Origin of the sequence: Methyloversatilis discipulorum, assembly GCF_000527135.1 — a bacterium.
Lineage (GTDB): Bacteria > Pseudomonadota > Gammaproteobacteria > Burkholderiales > Rhodocyclaceae > Methyloversatilis > Methyloversatilis discipulorum.
Genome location: NZ_AZUP01000001.1, coordinates 3,141,990 through 3,157,267, shown reverse-complemented (window position 1 = coordinate 3,157,267; position 15,278 = coordinate 3,141,990). Strand labels below are relative to the sequence as shown.

Annotated in this window: 12 protein-coding genes; 8 read left to right on the top strand and 4 right to left on the bottom strand. The window is 67.9% G+C overall.

All coding sequences use genetic code 11. From position 1 onward, the window contains the following. Positions 1 to 60 precede the first annotated feature (60 nt). A complete protein-coding gene (thiD, locus tag METFAM1_RS0114720) occupies positions 61 to 858 on the bottom strand; it encodes a bifunctional hydroxymethylpyrimidine kinase/phosphomethylpyrimidine kinase (protein WP_019916135.1) in 798 nt (265 codons plus the stop codon). A gap of 423 nt (positions 859 to 1,281) precedes the next feature. On the opposite strand from thiD (METFAM1_RS0114720), the gene METFAM1_RS0114715 reads away from it, so the two are divergent. Continuing rightward, on the top strand, positions 1,282 to 1,848 hold the full coding sequence (locus METFAM1_RS0114715) for a hypothetical protein (protein ID WP_019916133.1): 567 nt from the start codon (positions 1,282 to 1,284) through the stop codon (positions 1,846 to 1,848). A gap of 108 nt (positions 1,849 to 1,956) precedes the next feature. Continuing rightward, positions 1,957 to 2,484, top strand: coding sequence for a hypothetical protein (locus tag METFAM1_RS0114710; protein ID WP_232419774.1), 528 nt, complete (start codon positions 1,957 to 1,959; stop codon positions 2,482 to 2,484). Positions 2,485 to 2,516: 32 nt separating this feature from the next. On the opposite strand, the gene hemL is transcribed toward METFAM1_RS0114710, so the two are convergent. From hemL to thiD (METFAM1_RS0114695), 3 genes are read right to left on the bottom strand one after another with little or no spacing between them, the layout of a single operon-like run. Then, the gene (gene hemL / locus METFAM1_RS0114705; protein WP_019916130.1) at positions 2,517 to 3,803 is read right to left on the bottom strand and encodes a glutamate-1-semialdehyde 2,1-aminomutase; all 1,287 of its coding nucleotides are present in this window, start codon (positions 3,801 to 3,803) and stop codon (positions 2,517 to 2,519) included. Between the two features lie 11 nt (positions 3,804 to 3,814). Next, complete coding sequence (thiE, locus tag METFAM1_RS0114700; protein WP_019916129.1) at positions 3,815 to 4,432, bottom strand: thiamine phosphate synthase; 618 nt, start codon at positions 4,430 to 4,432, stop codon at positions 3,815 to 3,817. Beyond that, positions 4,422 to 5,360 carry a bifunctional hydroxymethylpyrimidine kinase/phosphomethylpyrimidine kinase gene (gene thiD, locus METFAM1_RS0114695; protein WP_408630419.1) on the bottom strand — a complete coding sequence of 313 codons (939 nt, stop codon included), beginning with the start codon at positions 5,358 to 5,360 and terminating at the stop codon, positions 4,422 to 4,424. The genes thiE and thiD (METFAM1_RS0114695) overlap by 11 nt, the downstream gene beginning before the upstream one ends. Before the next feature lie 76 nt (positions 5,361 to 5,436). Here thiD (METFAM1_RS0114695) and METFAM1_RS0114690 point away from each other — a divergent pair, with 76 nt between their 5' ends. From METFAM1_RS0114690 to METFAM1_RS0114665, 6 genes are all read left to right on the top strand, one after another. Then, the gene (locus tag METFAM1_RS0114690; protein ID WP_019916127.1) at positions 5,437 to 5,625 is read left to right on the top strand and encodes a rubredoxin; all 189 of its coding nucleotides are present in this window, start codon (positions 5,437 to 5,439) and stop codon (positions 5,623 to 5,625) included. A 117-nt stretch (positions 5,626 to 5,742) separates the two neighbouring features. Further along, positions 5,743 to 6,141 (top strand): response regulator, encoded by a 399-nt coding sequence (locus tag METFAM1_RS0114685; protein WP_020166340.1) that lies wholly within the window; start codon positions 5,743 to 5,745, stop codon positions 6,139 to 6,141. A 38-nt stretch (positions 6,142 to 6,179) separates the two neighbouring features. Beyond that, positions 6,180 to 6,563 (top strand): response regulator, encoded by a 384-nt coding sequence (locus METFAM1_RS0114680; protein WP_019916125.1) that lies wholly within the window; start codon positions 6,180 to 6,182, stop codon positions 6,561 to 6,563. Continuing rightward, positions 6,556 to 7,065, top strand: a complete 510-nt coding sequence (locus METFAM1_RS0114675) for a chemotaxis protein CheW (RefSeq protein ID WP_019916124.1) — start codon at positions 6,556 to 6,558, stop codon at positions 7,063 to 7,065. Before METFAM1_RS0114680 ends, METFAM1_RS0114675 begins: the two co-directional genes overlap by 8 nt. A 64-nt stretch (positions 7,066 to 7,129) precedes the next feature. Next, positions 7,130 to 9,205, top strand: coding sequence for a methyl-accepting chemotaxis protein (locus METFAM1_RS0114670; RefSeq protein ID WP_019916122.1), 2,076 nt, complete (start codon positions 7,130 to 7,132; stop codon positions 9,203 to 9,205). Further along, entirely contained in the window at positions 9,202 to 15,000 is a 5,799-nt protein-coding gene (locus METFAM1_RS0114665) for a FimL-related protein (protein WP_019916121.1), read from the top strand. The genes METFAM1_RS0114670 and METFAM1_RS0114665 overlap by 4 nt, the downstream gene beginning before the upstream one ends. Positions 15,001 to 15,278: the final 278 nt, after the last annotated feature.

Here is a 15,278-nt window from a genome sequence, read left to right as displayed (position 1 = left end):
AAGATTCAGACTGCAGGATTCGAGGGGACGGCGTTGCCGCCGGGGCGAAGCGTCGGCCGGTTATTTCCACAGCGCGTGAAAGTGATGAACCGGCCCGCGTCCAGCACCGACGTCCAGCTCACCGGCTGCGGCCAGCGCCGCATTGAGATAATCCTTCGCCCGGCGCACCGCGCTCACCACTTCGTTTTCCGCCAACAACGCTGCCGCCGCGGCAGCAAGCGTGCAGCCGGTGCCGTGATCGCGGGTGGTGTTGATGCGCTGCGCCGGCAGTTCGAGCACGCCATCCGGACCGCCCAGCAGATCGGTGCTGTGCGGCGCACGCAGATGTCCGCCCTTCAGCAGCACCCACTGCGGCCCGAGCGCATGGAGCGCTTCCAGCATGGCGCGCATGTCGTCCAGCGACTGCGGCGGCGGGCAATCGAGCAGCACCGCCGCTTCCGGCAGATTGGGCGTGATCAGTGTGGCCAGCGGCAGCAGTTCGTCCCGCAGCGCGGCCACCGCGTCCGGCAGCAGCAGATGGTCGCCGCTCTTGGCCACCATGACCGGATCGACCACCACCGGGCAGCGCGCATGCCGGCGCAGCCGGTCCGCCACCACGCGGGCGATCGCCGCGTTGGCGATCATGCCCACCTTCACCGCATCGACCCGCACATCGTCGAACACCGCGTCGATCTGCGCGCCGACGAAATCCGGCTCCAGCGCCACGAAGCTGCGCACGCCGCGGGTGTTCTGCGCCACCACCGCGGTGATCGCACTCATGCCGTAGGCGCCAAGCGCGGAAAAGGTCTTCAGGTCGGCCTGTATGCCGGCGCCGCCGGTCGGGTCGGTACCGGCGATGGTGAGGACGTTGGGAATCATGTGGCGAGTTTCTGCGAGGGTACGGTCATGATGGCGCAAGCGAGGCGCAGCGGCGACCAGTGCGTATCTCGTGCTGGCTGTGGGACGGTTTTCGTGGAGAGTGCCCCCCCATCGCCAACGGCGACTTCCTGATCGAGCGCACACGCCAGAATCAGTTGGCACGCATCCGTTGTAAGTCTTGTCCCGCTCCATTGCCCAATCCCGTCTCGAGTCAAAGTCGGGGCGCGAGCCGAGTCGGCGCTGCAAGCGGCGAGCCAATAGCGCGCCCATCCATGCCGGGGCGCCGGACCGGCGTGTCCTCGTGGTTCACAAAGTTTCACAAGTCATGCCTGCCTATGTGAGCCGGGTACTCATGTCATACTTGAAATGAATGCGACGCATCGACTGCCGTCGCCATCACAACAAATAGATGACCGTTTCGACATGATGAATTCAGTCCGCGTTTGGCTGTCGGCTTCTGCTCTGGGTCTGCTGGGTGCAGGCTGCGGCAATTTTCCCGCTCCTCACTACACGGGTTCGATCGAGAACGTCCAGCGTCTCAAGGCCATTCCATTCTCCGCCAAGGTTGGCCGCGTCGACGCGCCGGTCACCAAGGCTGCGCCCTATCCAATCACCCTGCGGGCCTCTCCGCTCGTGTCGCCGTACGAGAACTCCTTCGGCAATTACCTCGCCGAGGCGATCCGGACTGAATTGAAGCTGGCCGGCCGTCTTTCACCGGACAGCGAGGTCGAAATCACTGGAACGGTGCTGCGGAACGACGTAGACGTCTCCGGCTTCAGCGTCGCTTTCGGCGATATCGAAGCGCGATTCGTCGTGAAGAAGGGTACCGATGTCCGTTATGACCAGGTGAAATCGGTGCATCACGAGTGGGAGTCCGCATTCGCGGCCGCCATCGCGATTCCCCAGGCAGTCAATGAGTACCCGCGTCTGGTGCAGAAGCTGCTCGCAACGCTCTACGCGGATAGCGCCTTCCTGGCCGCTCTCCAGTAATCCTCGTCCCCCTCACTTCCCAGTTCAAGGAACCCCCTCATGGGCCACACTCGCCTGCTGACCGCCCTGCTGTTCGCTCTCGTTCTGGGGGCCTGCAGTCACCCCATCGTGATCACGCCCGATGCCGACAAGATTTCGGCCGTGTCCGACGACAGAAAGATCAACAAACGCGTCGGCTATTACATGACGCTGGCGCAACGGGATGCCCCCGTCGTCACGCCCGGCGGTGGCGGTGATTCGATCAAGTACTACCCCTATCGCGACATCGAAGGCGGCTTCTACCGCGTGCTGAGCAACGTCTTCAGCGACGTCACGCTGCTCAAGTCAGCCAGCGATCAGGAGGCTCTGGACAAGTACGAGGTTGTATTGATCATCAAACCGGAGATCCGCACCACGTCGCAGTCGTCCAGCATCGTCACCTGGCCGCCGACCGACTTCTCGGTCGAGCTCAGCTGCCAGATCACCGACCGCTCGGGCAAGGAGGTCGCCGCAACGCGGGTCACCGGCCAGGGCAAGGCCGAATTCAGCGAATTCGTCTCCGATTTCTCGCTTGCCGGGAAACGGGCGTCCTTCGACGCTCTGGTGAAAACGCAGGATGCATTGCTGAACCTTCAGGAACTGCGCGCAGATCGCTGAGCGCAAGGGGTTGAACCCCTTGCGAGCGACACTCAGGCGGCAACGCGTACAAACGCCGATCGGGCCTTTTCCACCGTCTGCGCCACATCGTCCTCGCTGTGCGCACCCGACACGAAGCCGGCTTCGAAGGCCGATGGCGCGAGGTAGACGCCGGCGTCCAGCATGGCGTGGAAGAAGCGGTTGAAGCGCTCGCGGTCGGACTGCATCACCTCCGCGTAGCTCGCCGGGCAGCCGTCGCGGAAGTAGAGGCCGAACATGCCGCCGACCGACTGGGCGGAGAACGTGACGCCGGCGTCCTTCGCGGCGGCGACCAGGCCGTCGCAGAATTGCTTGGTGCGGGCGGCGAGGCGGTCGTGGAAGCCGGGGGCGTTGATCAGTTCCAGCGTTTTCAGGCCGGCGGCGACGGCGACCGGGTTGCCGGACAGCGTGCCGGCCTGATAGACCGCGCCCAGCGGGGCGATCGCGGACATGATGTCGCGCCGGCCGCCGAAGGCGCCGACCGGCATGCCGCCGCCGATCACCTTGCCCAGCGTGGTGAGGTCGGGCGTGATGCCGAACAGGCCCTGGGCGCCGACCGGGCCGACGCGGAAGCCGGTCATCACTTCGTCGAAGATGAGCACCGAGCCGTGCTTCGTGCACAGCGCGCGCATGGCGTCGATGAATTCGCGGCTCGGCATGATGAGGTTCATGTTGCCGACCACCGGCTCGACGATGACGCAGGCGATGCGCTCACCGTGGTTGCGGAAGCAGTCTTCGAGCTGCTGCACGTCGTTGTAGTCGAGCACCAGCGTGTGCTTGGCGAAGTCGTCCGGCACGCCGCCCGAACTGGGGTTGCCGAAGGTGAGCGCGCCGGAGCCGGCTTTCACCAGCAGGCTGTCGGCGTGGCCGTGGTAGCAGCCTTCGAATTTCACGATGGCGTCGCGGCCGGTGAAGCCGCGCGCCAGACGGATGGCGCTCATGGTCGCTTCGGTGCCGGAGCTGACCAGGCGCACCTGCTCGATCGACGGCACGCGGGCGCACAGCGTTTCCGCCATCAGGATTTCCGCTTCCGTCGGCGCGCCGAACGAGAGGCCGCCGACCGCCGCCTCCTGCACTGCGCGGATCACGTCCGGGTGCGCGTGGCCGACGATGGCCGGGCCCCAGGAGCCGACGTAGTCGATGTATTCCGCGCCGTCGGCGTCCCACAGCCGGCTGCCCTGGCCGCGGGTGAAGAAGCGCGGCGTGCCGCCGACCGAGCGAAAAGCGCGCACCGGCGAATTGACGCCGCCCGGAATGCTGCGCTGGGCGCGTTCGAAAAGTTGTTCGTTGCGGGTGCTCATGGGGAATTCCTTCAGAAAAGCTTGGCGTAGGCGCGGGCGCGCGCCGCGATGTCGGGCGCGTCGAACAGGTCGGACACCACGGCCAGCAGATCGGCACCCGCGGCAATCAGTTCCGGCGCGCGCGCCAGCGTGATGCCGCCGATGGCGCAGCACGGCAGTCCGAGGTCGGCCACTTCGGCGAAACGGCCAATCGCGGCCGGCGGTGCGGCGGGCTTGGTGCTTGAGGCATACATCGAGCCGAAGGCGACGTAATCGGCGCCGTCACGCGCGGCGGCCCGGGCCAGCGCCGGGTCGTCATAGCAGGACACACCGATCAGCGCGTCGCTGCCGAGCGCCTTGCGCGCCTGCGCCGGCCCGCCGTCGTCGCGACCGACGTGCACGCCGTCGGCGCCGCAGGCCTTCGCCAGTTCGATGTCGTCGTTGATGACGAACAGCGCGCCGCAGACGGTGGTGATGGCGCGCAGCGCGTCGGCGTCGGCGCGCCTTCGTTCGATGTCGGTGGATTTGTTGCGGTACTGCAGCACGACCGCGCCGTTGCCGCAGGCGGCCTCGGCGGCACGGTAAAGCGCAGCGCCGCTCAGCGCTTCCGGCGTCACCGCGTACAGGCCGCGCAGCGGCTTACGCGTCATCGTCGGACTCCCGATCGGCGGTCGCGGCATTGTGTTCGCGCAGGAAGAAGAAGCGGTCCGGCAGGTGCTGGCCCATGCCCGGCCGGAAACCGGCCTGTAGCGTGCGCCATGTGTACTCCTGCGCAGCGTGCGCCGCTTCGCCAACGTCGAGGCCGTGCGCCAGCCAGGCGGCGAGCGCAGACGCCAGCGTGCAGCCGGAGCCGTGGTAGCTGCCGGGCAGGCGATCCCACTCGTCGCGGCGGACGACACCGCTGCGCCCGTACAGCACGTTGGCGACGCGGGTGGTCGATTCATGCGTGCCAGTCAGCAACACGTGACCGCAGCCGGCGGCGATGAGCTGACGCGCGCACTGCTCCAGCGTCGGCGCTGCAGCGCCTGCGTCGTCGTCCTGCTCGTCCTCGTCGTCGTCGCTTTCGTCGTCCTCGTCAGCGAAATCGTCACCGTCGTCGTCCTCGTCGTCGGTCTGCGCCAGACGCCGGGCTTCGAGGCTGTTCGGGGTCAGCACGGTGGTCAGCGGCAGCAGCAGTTCCTGCAGCGCGATCACCATGTCCTCGTCGGCCAGTTCGTCGCCGCGGCCGGACGACAGCACCGGATCGAGCACGACCGGCACGTCGGGGTAGTCGGAAATGATTTCGGCGATGGCCGCGATGTTCTCGATGCTGCCCATCACGCCGATCTTGAACGCCGCGACCGGCATGTCGGCGAGCAGCACGCGCGCCTGGTCGACCAGCAGGTCGTCGTCCATCGGCACGACCTCCTCGACGCCCGCGCTGTCCTGGACCGTGACAGCCGTCACGACCGTCAGCGGATGACAGCCAAGGGCCGACAGCGTCATCAGATCGGCCTGCATGCCGGCCCCGCCAGTGGGGTCGGTCGCCGAAAAACACATGACAAGCGGAGGATGCGCCCGCACATCAGAATTGACCATAAAGCGCGCGCCCGGATTGTCGTTACAGATGGTTAATTACGGTAATATCGACCGGATTCTAACAAACCAACCTGCCATGAGTTCCACTGTCACGGCCGAATTCCAGACTTACATGTGTCTCATCTGCGGCTTCATCTACGACGAAGCCGCCGGTCTGCCGGAAGAGGGTATCCCCCCCGGCACCCGCTGGGCGGACGTTCCGCCCAACTGGACCTGTCCTGAGTGCAGCGCACGCAAGGACGATTTCGAGATGGTCCAGATCTGAAACACGCATCGGTCGCGGACCTGTCGGGCCGGTGCATCCGCCTCATGAAGACCAACCGGATGCCGTCGCCGCGCAGTCCTGCGGCAGAGCGGTGTGCGGACAACAGGGGAGAACATCTTGGCTGAATCGGGTGGCAATACCGGCGTCAAGGTGATGGTGATCGACGACAGCAACACCATACGCCGCAGTGCCGAAATCTTCCTGGTCCAGGCCGGGTATCAGGTGGTCCTCGCCGAGGATGGCTTCGACGCTCTGTCGAAAATCAGCGACCACCACCCCCAGGTCATCTTCTGCGACATCATGATGCCGCGCCTCGACGGTTACCAGACCTGCGCGCTCATCAAGAAAAACCCCCGTTTTGCCGCTACTCCCGTCGTGATGCTTTCGTCACGCGACGGCCTGTTCGACCGCGCACGCGGCCGGATGGTCGGTTCCGACGAGTACCTCACCAAGCCCTTCACGAAGGACAGCCTGCTGCAGGCGGTGTCGCGTCACGCGCGCAACGGCGCTGACTGAGACGCCTTACACCGTATCCACCGAACGCGGAGCCGACGATGGCGATCAAGCGCATCATGGTGGTGGACGACTCGCCCACCGAACGCCATGTTCTGAACGACTTCCTGACCCGCAAGGGCTTCGAGGTCATCATCGCCGAGAACGGCGAACAGGCCATCGAGAAGGCCAAGGCCGAAAAACCCGACCTCATCCTGATGGACGTGGTGATGCCGGGCATCAACGGTTACCAGGCCACCCGCACGATCACCCGCGACGACAGTACGCGCGACATCCCGGTGATCATGTGCACCAGCAAGGACCTGCCGACCGACCGCATCTGGGGCATGCGCCAGGGTGCGCTCGACTACATGGTCAAGCCGGTCAATCTGGAAGAACTGCTTGGTCGCATCACCCAGCTCGGCGCGGCGAACAACGATGGCTAAGCTTTCGCTGCGCGAGTTTCAGGAAGAACTGGCCCGCAAGCTGTCGGACACCTCCGGCGCCACCGGCACGCGGGCACTGCTCGGCCTGCAGTCTGGCGCCGAGCTGTGGCTGATCGATCTGGCCGAGTCCGGCGAAATCCTGCCGGTGCCGGCGCTGACACCGGTGCCGCTGGCCACCGGCTGGCTGCGCGGCGTCGCCAACGTGCGCGGCGTGCTGTACGCGGTCAGCGATTTTTCCGCCTTCCAGGGCAATGCGCCGACCGCAGTGACCGGCGACGCCCGGCTGTTGCTGCCGCACGCCAAGTTCGGCTGCAACAGCGCACTGCTGGTGTCGCGCGTGCTCGGCCTGCGCGCACTCGAAGATTTCGAACCCGCCGACGCGGCGCCGGATCCGCGACCCTGGGTTTCCGCGCAGTTTTCCGATACCCAGGGCCGGCTGTGGCGCCGCTTCGATCCGCGCAAGCTCTATACCGACGCGCGTTTCCTCGACGTCGCCGCCTGATTGCAGCAGAGGCTGACAGCACACCGTCCTCCAAGAACCGAACAGCCCTCCAGGAATAGCTCCGATGGCACTGAACATCCCAGGACTGAAGTCCGCCCGTCCCGCCGACGGCGGCAGCGCACCCACCGCGCCGCGCGGCACCCTCGGTTTCCTGCGCGGGCGGCTGCCGCTGATCGGTCACCTGCCGCTCGAACAGCAGGTGCGCGTACTCGGTACGCTCTTCCTGTTCTTCATAGTGATCGCCGCCTTCCTGGTCTGGCAGGACTTGCGCATCACCCGCTACAACGCGAGCTACGTGTCGGCTGCCGGGCAGATGCGCACGCTGAGCCAGAGCATGGCCAAGTCAGCCCACCAGGCGCTGGCCGGCGAATCGGCCGCCTTCGCCGAACTGGCTGCCTCGCGCGACGCCTTCTTCCGGCTGCTCGACCGCGTCACCCAGGGCGGCGAGATCGACGGTGTCGACGTGCCGGCCAGTTCCGGTGCGGTGCAGGGTTCGCTGCAGCAGCTCGACGCGGCCTGGTCCGGTTTCGATCAGAACGTATCGTCCGTGCTGGCGCAGGAGAAGGCGCTGCGTGCGCTGGGCGACGCCGCCCGCGCGCTCGACCAGCAGGCGCCGGCGCTGGCCGCCGCCGCGGCGCAGACTGCCGTCGTGCGGGCCGGCAAGGACGGCAACCTGTTTCACGGCTTCGCCACCGTGCTCAGTCAGGTTCAGGCCGGCACGCACGCGACCGCAGCCGACGCGCCGGCGACGCTCGCCCGCAACGTGCCCGCGCTGCGCGACGCCGCACAGCAGATCGAGACGCTGGCCGAAGGCGCGGCGCGCGACACCTTCAGCAGCGCGCGCGCGGTCATCGACGGCCCGCTTGGCGTGCTGGCCGGTGAGCTCGACAAACCCGAAGCGCTGGCCGGCGCACGCAAGGCCGGAGCCGCCGTGATCGCCGAGGCGGCGACGCTGTCGAAACTGACCGACGAACTGGGCGCCGGCTATGTCGCCGAGCGCGAAGGGCGGCTGGCGCTGGCCGGTGCCGGCGCGCTGTGCGTGCTGCTGGCCCTGATCAGCGTGTTCCTGATGGTGCGCGCCTACAACGAGGACCAGAACGAACAGCGGCTGCAGGCCGAAGGTTCGCGCGAGGAAGCCAAGCGCGAGAAGGACATGACGCAGCAGGCCATCCTGCGGTTGATGAACGAGATGGGCGACCTCGCCGACGGTGACCTGACCGTGCGCGCCACGGTGTCGGAAGACATTACCGGCGCCATCGCCGACTCGGTCAATTACACGATCGAGGAACTGTCGGTGCTGGTGAAGCGGATCAACGACGCCGCCGGCCGCGTGACCGAGGCGTCGGAAACCGCGCAGCGCATCTCGACCCAGTTGCTGACGGCGGCGGAAAAGCAGTCGCGCGAAGTGACCGAATCCGGCCAGTCGGTACTGGCGATGGCGCAGTCGATGAACACGGTATCGCAGGAGGCGACCCGCTCGGCGCAGGTGGCGCGCCAGTCACTGGCCGCCGCGCAGAACGGCTCGACCGCGGTGTCGAACTCGATCCGCGGCATGAACGACATCCGCGAGCAGATCCAGGAAACGTCGAAACGCATCAAGCGGCTGGGCGAATCCTCGCAGGAGATCGGTGAAATCGTCGAGCTCATTTCCGACATTACCGAACAGACCAACGTGCTGGCGCTGAACGCCGCCATCCAGGCAGCGAGCGCGGGCGAGGCCGGCCGCGGCTTCACGGTGGTGGCCGAAGAGGTGCAGCGGCTGGCCGAACGCTCGGCCGAGGCGACCAAGCAGATCGCCGCCATCGTCCGCACCATCCAGACCGACACCCAGGACGCCGTGGCGGCCATGGAAAATTCCACCCGCGGCGTGGTCGAGGGGGCACGCCTGTCAGACGCCGCCGGTCAGGCACTGGGCGAGATTTCGACCGTGTCGTCGGAACTGGCGCAGCTGATCGAACGCATTTCGTCGTCCGCCCAGGTGCAGGCGGAACAGGCCACACGCGTGGCGCAGGGCATGCAGGGCATCCTGCGCATCACGGAGCAGACCACGGTCGGCACCAAACAGACCGCGGTGTCCATCGGCCAGCTGGCGGACCTCGCCGCTGAACTCAAGGGCTCGGTCGCGGGCTTCAAGGTATGAGCACCTCCACCAGCGAACAGGATCTGGGCCCGCTGATCTGGGTCCGCGGCGAGATCGACCTCGCCCTCGTGCGTGCAGCAGAAGCGCTCGGCGACGGGCAGCACGGCAGCGGTGCAGAGGCGCTGAAATTCGCCCAGACCCATCTGCACCAGGCGCGCGGCGCACTGGCCATCGTCGGCCTCGACGGCCTGACCCATTTCTGCGACGCGCTCGAACAGACGCTGGCCGACTGGCACGGCGGCCGGCTGGTTGATACCGGCACCGCCGGCGCCGTCGCGCAGCGCGCGATCGCCGCCATACGCACCCACCTGGACGAACTGGTGGCCGGCGGCAGCGACCAGCCGATGCGACTGATGTCGCTCTACCGCGACCTGATGGCACTTCGTGGCGAAGCCGTGGTGGCGCCGTCGGAGCTGTTCTTCCCCGATCTGACACTGCGCCCGCCGCCTGCCCCGTCGGCTGCCGCCGCATTGTCGCCGCTGGACCGCGCGCGCGCATTGCGCAGCGCGCGCAGCCAGTTCGAACGTGGCCTGCTGCGCTTCCTGCGCGACGACCGCGACGGCCTGCTGCAGATGCGCCAGGCCGTCGGCGCGATCGAACAGACGCAGACCGCACCGGCCACGCGTGCCTTCTGGTGGGTGGCCGGCGCGCTGTTCGACGGCATGGCGCAGGGCGCCATCCAGAGCGACTTCTTCATCAAGCGGCTGTGCGCGCGCATCGACGTGCAGATGCGCCGCCTGCTCGAAGGCTCGCGCGGCGTGGCCGAGCGGCTGATGCGCGACTCGCTGTACTTCATCGCCACCGCCGAGCACCCGACGCCGGCGCTGCGCGCGGTGCGCGACACCTACCGGCTGGACGCCCTGGTGGCCACCGACGCCGACGCGCGCGACGACATCGCCGCGCTGCGCCCGGCGCTGGCCGCACTGCGCGAGTCGCTCGGTCAGGCCAAGGAGGCGTGGACGCGCTTCTCGTCCGGCGCCGCCGTTGCGCTGCCGCAGTTCCACGAACAATGTGAATCCATGGTCGCGTCGGCGGCGCGGGTCGGCCAGCCCGACCTCGCCCGGCTCGCCGCGGCACTGCTCGACCTCGGACAGTGGCTGCGCCGCGACCCGCTGCAGCACCAGGAGAACCTGGCGATGGAAGTCGCCACCGCACTGCTGGTGATGGACGCACTGGTCGAACAGTTCAGCCGCGCCCAGAGCGATGACCTGCCGGCCCAGGTCGATACGCTGATCGACCGACTGACGCGCGCCCGGCGCGGCGAAACGCTGCCGGCGATGCAGATTCCGCTGTTCGACGAAATGTCGCGCCGCGCCCAGGAGCGGCTGTTCATGGGCCAGGTCGCGCGCGAAATCCTGGCCAGCCTGACCGAGGTCGAACAGCAGCTCGACGCCTATTTCCGCAACCCCGCCAAGGCCGCCGAACTGGCGGCGCTGGCTGCGCCGCTGAAGCAGGTCGAAGGTGCCCTGAACATGCTGGGCCAGGACGCCGCGGTGTCGCTGGTGCGGCGCTGCACGCAGCAGATCGCCCGCATGGCGCAACCTGACCACATCGCCGCCGACGGCGAATTCGAGGCGCTGGCGCACCAGCTGTCCGGCCTCGGCTTCTTCGTGGACAAGCTGCAGTACGGCCCGGCCGATCTCGACGCCATCCTGAACCCGCGTGGCAGCGCACCGGCGGCCGGCGACACGCCGATCGAGGCGGACGAAGCCAGCGTCGAGTCGGAACTGGCGGCGCGGCGAAACGAGGCGACCCAGCTGCTCGACCGGCTGGCGCACGGCGACGCCGACGAGCGTACGCGCGACGAGCTGCGGCAGTCGCTCGAAACCATCCGCCAGGACGCCAAGCTGCTGGCTGACGAAAAGCTGGAAAAGCGAGTCGGCGAAGCCCTCGCCGCATTGAAGGCCGGCGACGACGCGGTTGGCGAGGCGGTACAGGCACTTGCCGAAACGCCGATGGAGTCGCTGGCGCCGTCGGCCGACACGGTACGTCTCGCCGAAGCGAGTCAGGAAGAATTCGATGCCGAACTGCTCGAAATATTCATCGAGGAGGCGCGCGAAGTCCTCGACAGCATCGCCGCCGGCACCGCCGCCGCACGTCAGGCGCCGCACAGCCAGGAGCTGCTGACCGCGCTGCGCCGCGGTTTCCACACGCTGAAGGGCAGCGGCCGCATGGTCGGCCTGCGCGACCTCGGCGAAAGCGCCTACGCGATCGAGCAGGTGATGAACCGCTGGCTGTCCAGCGAGCGCGACGGCACGCCCGAACTGTTCGACCTGCTCGACCGCGCGCGCGACCTGTTTGCCGGCTGGGTCGAACAGCTGGCCGACGGCAACACCGCCACGCCCGAACACGGCTGGCTGCCGCCCGCCTGCGCGGCGCTGTTCGGTGGCGAGCCAGACGACAGCGAAGCCGCCCCGGCCACGCCGGTCGCCATCGAGGCGGCGGCCGCACCGGACGATAGCGCGCTCGACATCGAGCTCGACATGGACCTCGATTTCAACCTCGACGAGGCCGACACACCGTCCGGCGTCATTGAACTGGACGAGGCGCCGCAGGTGGTCGAGGCGACCGCGCCGGATTTCGATCTCGATCTGGACCTCGGCCTGCCCGTCGCCAGCGAAGCCGAGGCCGTCATCGACAGCCCGGAAGCAATCGACATCACGGCTGACATCGACGCCGAGGACCTGGCGCTGGACGCCGGCACCGACCGCACGCTGTTCGACCTGTTCGTCGCCGAGGCGCGCGGACATCTGGCGACGCTGCGGCGCGAACTTGCCCGTCTGCACCTGAACCCGTCGCTGCTGCCGACGCAGGACAGCCTGATCGCCGCACACACGCTGGGTGGCATTTCGCTGACCGTCGGCCAGCCCGACATCAGCGCGCTGGCAAAGGCGCTCGAGCACGCACTGAGCCGCTGCGAAGCGCACGGCGAGCCGCCGGCCGACCATGAGTCGGCGCTGCTGAACACGGCCGCCAGCACGCTTGAAAGCCAGGTCGGCGCGATCGCCGACGGTGGTCAGGCGCACGCCGCGCCGGCCCTGGTCGAACAGCTCGACGCGCTGTTCTTCCACACCCGCCCGGCCGTCGAGTTGCCGGTGCTGGAGATGCCGGCCGGCAGTCACGACATCCCTTCCGCACCGGATCTGGACGTCGGCACCGCCGACATCGACGAAATCACCCCGGCCGACAGCGGCGCCCGTTCGGTACTGAGCGACCGCGACGGCTTCCGCTGCGGCCTCGACGCGGACGGCAACACCCAGCCCGAGCCCGAACCGGCTCCCGAGACGACCGACGACGACGTTCTGGCGGTCGAAGCCCCGCTGCTCGAGGAACCGTCGCTGGAACTGCCGCCCGAGCAGGCGGCAGAGGACATGACGGTCGCAGACGACGAGACCGAGCTTGGCCAAGCGCTGACGGACGACGACATGCGCTTCGAGAAGGTGGCGCTGCCGGACGAATACGTGCTGCCGCAGACCAGCGACCTGCCGCCGTCGGCCGACATCCTGCGCGGCGCAGCGCCGCGAAACACGGCCGAGGCCGCGGACACACCGCGCGTCGCCGACGACATCGACCCGCAGCTGCTGCCCATCTTCATCGAGGAAGCGCACGACCTGCTGCGCGACATCGGCCACGAACTGCGCGCATGGCGCGAACAGCCGGAGCAGCTGTCGGCTTCCGACATGCTGCGCCGCCAGCTGCACACGCTGAAGGGCAGCGCGCGCATGGCGGGCGTCATGCGCTTCGGCGACCTGGTGCACAGCATGGAGGGCGTGATCGAAGCGCCCTGCAGTGCGGACGAACGCCCGGCCGTGCTCGACGAACTCGAAATGGCCTACGACCGCTGCGAAGAACTGGTCGCCCGGCTGGAACGGGGCGAGACCAGCGAGCCGCAGGAAGCCCTGTCAGCTGGCGACGGCGCTGCGCAACCCGCGCCGGCGGCCGGCGACGACGAGGCCGGCACCGTGCGCGAGCGGCCCACCGTGCGCGTGCGCTCCGACATGGTCGACCGCTTCGTGAACGAGGCCGGCGAAATGAGCATCGCGCGCACCCGCATCGAGGGCGAACTGCGCGCGCTACGCGGCTCGCTGAACGACCTGACCGAGAACGTGCAGCGCCTGCGCGGCCAGCTGCGCGAAATCGAGATCCACGCCGAAAGCCAGATGCAGTCGCGCATGGCGGCGGCCGAAGCCCATCACGAACAGTTCGACCCGCTGGAAATGGACCGCTTCACGCGGCTGCAGGAACTGTCGCGCCTGATGACCGAAAGCCTGTCCGACGTCACCACCGTGCAGTACAACCTGGTGCGCAACCTCGACGCCGCCGACACCGCCATACAGTCGCAGGCGCGCCTGAACCGCGAACTGTCGCAGGCGCTGATGTCGGTGCGCATGGTGCCCTTCTCGACGCTGGAAGACCGGCTCTACCGGGTCGCCCGGCAGTCGGCCAAGGAGCTGGGCAAGAAGGTGAACCTCGAACTGCGCAACACGCAGATCGAACTGGACCGCGAAGTGCTGGAGCAGATGACCGGCCCGATCGAGCACCTGCTGCGCAACGCGGTGGCGCACGGCATCGAGTCACGCGAAGCACGCGCGGCCTCCGGCAAGTCGGAAACCGGCGAGATCGTGATCACGCTGACCCAGCAGACCAACGAAGTGGTGATCGAACTGGCCGACGACGGTGCCGGCCTCGCCTTCGACCGCATCCGCGCACGCGGCGTCGAGCGCGGCCTGATCGCGCCGGACGAGGTGGTCGACGAACGTCGCCTGACCGGGCTGATCTTCGAACCGGGCTTCTCGACCGCGGCGGCGGTGTCCGAGCTGGCCGGCCGCGGTGTCGGCATGGACGTGGTGAAGAACGCGACCACCGCGCTCGGCGGCCGCATCGAAACCACCAGCGAATCGGGCCAGGGCACGCGCTTCCGGCTGTCGCTGCCGATGACGCTAGCGGTGACGCAGTCGGTGCTGGTGAGCAGCGCCGGCAAGACCTACGCGATTCCGTCGTCGATGGTGCAGCACGCACGCGAACTGAAGGGCGACGCCGGCGAGGCGCTGCGCGAGGCGGGCGGACAGGAGTGGCTGGGCACGCATTACCGCTACCAGTACCTGCCGCGCCTGCTCGGCGACGGTCACAGCCAGCCGGTGCCCGGCAGCTGGGCGCTGCTGATCAACAGCGGCCACGAATTCATGGCGCTGGAGGTCGATGCGCTGCGCGGCAACCAGGAAGTGGTGGTGAAGCCGGTCGGCCCGCAGCTGTCGAAGCTGGTCGGCATTTCCGGTGCCACGGTGCTGCCCGACGGCGAAGTGACGCTGATCATCAACCCGGTGGCGATCGCTGCGCGCAACCGCAGCGAACTGCTGCGCGCGACCTCGGCCGACGAGCCGGTGCGCACGATGGCACCGGTGGCGCAGGCGGTGGAAGCGCCGCTGATCATGGTGGTCGATGACTCGCTGACCGTGCGCAAGGTTACCAGCCGTCTGCTGGAGCGCGAGGGCTATCGCGTGGTGACCGCGAAGGACGGCGTGGACGCGCTGGAAAAGCTGATCGACACCGAGCCGGCGGTGATGCTGGTGGACATCGAAATGCCGCGCATGGACGGCTTCGATCTGACGCGCAACGTGCGTGCCGATGCGCGCACGAAGGCCATCCCCATCATCATGATCACCTCGCGCACGGCGGAAAAGCACAAGACCTACGCGCGCGAGATCGGCGTAAACCACTACCTCGGCAAGCCCTACAACGAGGCCGAACTGCTGGAACTGATCACCGGCTACGCCCCGCCGCCCGAGACCCTCTGATCAGGCGCCATCGCTGTGCGAGCGGCCCTGGCCGCGACGCGGCGGTTGCTGGCCGCCGGCTTTGATCCAGGCCGCAATCGCGAGCAAGCTCGCTCCCACGGTTTCTGCTCCAGGCCTGAGCGAAGCGGCCACTGAGGGAGGCAGCGATTGCTGCCGACAGAGCCCGAAACCGGCGCCCCGCCCTACCCACCGCCGTAGTCGGGGTCAGAAGACACCTCCCACAGAACCTTCGCCCGGGCACAGGTCGTGGATCGGGCGCTCCACCCCTGTGGGAGCGG

What these genes read in the sequence shown, in the direction of transcription:
- thiD (WP_019916135.1), bottom strand. Translation starts at nt 858, where the DNA reads ATGATTCCCAACGTCCTCACCATCGCCGGTACCGACCCGACCGGCGGC.
- METFAM1_RS0114715 (WP_019916133.1), top strand. Translation starts at nt 1,282, where the DNA reads ATGATGAATTCAGTCCGCGTTTGGCTGTCGGCTTCTGCTCTGGGTCTG.
- hemL (WP_019916130.1), bottom strand. Translation starts at nt 3,803, where the DNA reads ATGAGCACCCGCAACGAACAACTTTTCGAACGCGCCCAGCGCAGCATT.
- thiE (WP_019916129.1), bottom strand. Translation starts at nt 4,432, where the DNA reads ATGACGCGTAAGCCGCTGCGCGGCCTGTACGCGGTGACGCCGGAAGCG.
- thiD (WP_408630419.1), bottom strand. Translation starts at nt 5,360, where the DNA reads ATGGTCAATTCTGATGTGCGGGCGCATCCTCCGCTTGTCATGTGTTTT.
- METFAM1_RS0114690 (WP_019916127.1), top strand. Translation starts at nt 5,437, where the DNA reads ATGAGTTCCACTGTCACGGCCGAATTCCAGACTTACATGTGTCTCATC.
- METFAM1_RS0114680 (WP_019916125.1), top strand. Translation starts at nt 6,180, where the DNA reads ATGGCGATCAAGCGCATCATGGTGGTGGACGACTCGCCCACCGAACGC.
- METFAM1_RS0114675 (WP_019916124.1), top strand. Translation starts at nt 6,556, where the DNA reads ATGGCTAAGCTTTCGCTGCGCGAGTTTCAGGAAGAACTGGCCCGCAAG.
- METFAM1_RS0114670 (WP_019916122.1), top strand. Translation starts at nt 7,130, where the DNA reads ATGGCACTGAACATCCCAGGACTGAAGTCCGCCCGTCCCGCCGACGGC.
- METFAM1_RS0114665 (WP_019916121.1), top strand. Translation starts at nt 9,202, where the DNA reads ATGAGCACCTCCACCAGCGAACAGGATCTGGGCCCGCTGATCTGGGTC.